The organism is Streptomyces sparsus (assembly GCF_054776295.1).
In genome coordinates this window covers 1-2,851 of record NZ_BAAHCA010000644.1, presented here as the reverse complement: position 1 = coordinate 2,851, position 2,851 = coordinate 1, and the positions used below count along the sequence as shown (strand labels likewise).

At 73.4% G+C, this 2,851-nt stretch carries 2 protein-coding genes; both read right to left on the bottom strand.

The annotated features are described in order from the left end of the window. Nucleotides 1-79: 79 nt before the first annotated feature. Nucleotides 80-1,300, bottom strand: a complete 1,221-nt coding sequence (locus ACYVE9_RS21560; protein ID WP_461029542.1) for a cytochrome P450 family protein — start codon at nt 1,298-1,300, stop codon at nt 80-82. 86 nt (nt 1,301-1,386) lie between these two features. Next, entirely contained in the window at nt 1,387-2,691 is a 1,305-nt protein-coding gene (locus ACYVE9_RS21555) for a cytochrome P450 (protein ID WP_461029541.1), read from the bottom strand. Nucleotides 2,692-2,851: the final 160 nt, after the last annotated feature.

Below are 2,851 nucleotides of genomic sequence, written 5' to 3'. Positions count from 1 at the left end.
CTCCCCGTCGCGGGGAGGCGGCTCCGGCCGTTCCGGGGCCCGGCGGCGACGGCCTGGCGGGGTGTGCGCCGGGCGCGGTTCAGGGGGTGTGCAGCAGCACCGGGAACGACTGGAGATCGTTCTGGGTCAGTACCGGCAGGTTGCGGATCTCCTCGGACGGCACCGCCAGCCGCAGCCCGGGGAAGCGCGCGAAGAGCGCGGGCAGCGCGATCGCCGCCTCCAGCCGGGACAGCGCGGCCCCGGGGCAGATGTGCGGGCCGTGGCCGAACGTCATGTGCCGGATCGGCGTGGGCCGGGTGACGTCGAACCGGTCCGCCTCCGGCCCGTGCTGCGCGGTGTCCCGGCCGATGGCCCGGTAGGAGATCACCACGCCGTCGCCCCGCCTGACGACCGTGCCCCCCACCTCGACGTCCTCGGTGGCGAACCGCATCAGCAGGTGCGTGGTGGGGGTGTCCCACCGCAGCGTCTCCTCGATGACCGTGTCCCAGGCGACGGTCCCGTCCAGCACCAGCCGCAGCTGGTCGGGGTGCGTCAGCAGGGCCCGGACGGCGTTGAGGATCAGGCCGATGGTCGTCTCGTGCCCGGCCGCCACCATGGCCTTCAGGTTGCCGACCACCTCCTCCTCGGTGAGCGGCTCGCCGCCCGCGTCGGCGAGGATCAGCGCACTGGTGAGGTCGTCGGCGGGTGCGGCGGTCTTCTCCCTGACCATCTCCGTGAAGACGACGTCCAGCTCGTCGATGACCGCGAGCCGCTCCTCCTGCGGCGTCATCATCGAGAAGAACGCCTCGTAGAGCACGTGCAGTCGCGGCAGCAGCGCCGGATCGACGCCCATCAGCTCACTGACCACCGCCATCGGCAGCGGCTGCGCGAACACCGTCTTGAGGTCGACCGGCCCGTCCGCGCCCCGGTCCGCCAGGTCGTCCAGCAGACGCCGGGTGATGTCCTCGATGGACGGCCGCAGCTGCTGGAGACGCCGCGGCGTGATCGCCTGGGCGGTCTTCGTCCGCAGCCGCCGGTGCTCGGCGCCGTCCACGGTGAACATGGAACGCCCGGCGTCGATCATGCCGATCAGCGGCCACTCCCGGGTGATCTCCCCGGTCTGCCACAGCGTCCAGCGGTTGATGTCCTTGACCAGCCGCGGGTCCGTGAGCAGCCGCCGGGCGTCCGCGTGCCGGGTGACGCTCCACGCCGTCGCACCGAGCAGGTCGATGCGGACCAGCGGCCCGGCGTCGCGCAGCCGGCGCGTCTCACCCGCGAGGTCCGACACCATCGGGTCGATCGCCACCGGGTCGCCCGCCATCGGGCAGGTCGGCGCGGCCTCGCCCGAGGTGGACGGCGCGGGGGACGCGAGGGAGGAAGCGGACTGGGGTGACGGGGAAGCGCCGGTCATGATCTGCCTCCGAGAGGGGGAGTGGCGGCGAACTGCACGGGCAGCACGGTCATGCCCCGCAGGAACGGGGACGGCCGGCGCACCAACGACCGCGCCGGCACTGCGAGTTCCATGTCGGGGAGCCGGTCGAGCAGCACCTCGACGCCGCTCCGCACGATGGTCTCCGCGATCTCCCGGGCGGGGAACGGGCACTGGAACTCGCCGTGGCTGAAGGAGAAGTGGGCGCTGTTGCCGCCCCGGAAGCCGTCGGTCGCCCCGCTCGCGGTGACGTGCACCTCCGGGTCGCCGTTGGCGCTGGCCAGCCCGAGCAGCACCATGTCCCCGGGAGCGATCAACTGCCCGCCGAGCCAGGCCTCGCGGGCGGCCCAGCGCCCGGCGAGGATCTGTGTCGGGGTGTCCTCCCACAGCACCTCGTTCATCGCCTCGGGAATGCTGTGGCGACCGCCGCTGAGCGACGCGGCGAACCGGTCGTCGGTGAGCATCAACCGGACCGAGTTGCCGATCCAGTCGGCGGTCGGCAGATGTCCCGCGGCGGCCAGCGCCATCAGGTCGAGCGCGTACTCCTCGTCGGTGAAGGGCTCCGGGGAGGCCAGCATGCGGGACGCCACGTCGGCGCCCGGAGCGGCGTGCTTCTCGGCGACCAGCCGGCGGATGCGGGCCCCGAAGTAGGCGAAGCCGTCCAGCGCGTCCGCACCGCCGTCGGCCAGGTCGCCCATGGCCTTCGCCAGCCGCGGGCCGTCGGCGTCCGGGAAGCCGAGCAGACGGGCCAGCACCAGCACCGGGAGCGGCTTGGCGTACTGGGCGATGAGGTCGGCCTCCCCCTGGGCGCAGAACGCGTCGATCAGCCGGTCCGCCAGGTCCTCCGCGTGCGTGCGGAGCTCCATGTGGCTGACGCTTTCGAGCGCGCCCTGCACCATCCTGAGGTGGCGTTGGTGCTCGTCACCGACCGTGTAGTAGATCGAGGGCTGCCGGTGCCCGATCATCGGCCGCAGCGGCCAGTCCTCGGGCAGCGTCTCCCACTGGTTCCACAGGCCCGAGTCACGCGGGAACAGCTCCGGGTCCGAGGTGACCTGGTACAGCTCGCGGTAGCCGATCACCAGCCAGGCGGGCACGTCCCCCGGCAGCGTCACCGGCACCACCGGCCCGTGGTCCCGGCGCATCTCCCGGTAGAGCTGCGCCGGATCGGTGTGGAACCGCTCTCCGCTGAGCGGCACCGCACCGCCGGCGACCGGGCACCGGGCGGCGGCTGCCGGACCTGTCGGGGTGGCGGTGGCGGACTGCGCGTCGGGTAAGGGGGTCACGTGGCTCTCCGATGGTGGTGGACGGTGATGGGTGCTGCCCCGGGTGGCCGGCCGGCCTCCGTACCCCGCAGACGTCCCCGGGCGCCGAGCGCGCTGCCGTGCGGGGCATCCGGTACGGGCGGTCCGGCGGGCGGTACGACCCGATGGCCGGCCCGGGGCG

What these genes read in the sequence shown, in the direction of transcription:
- ACYVE9_RS21560 (WP_461029542.1), bottom strand. Translation starts at nt 1,300, where the DNA reads ATGGCGGGCGACCCGGTGGCGATCGACCCGATGGTGTCGGACCTCGCG.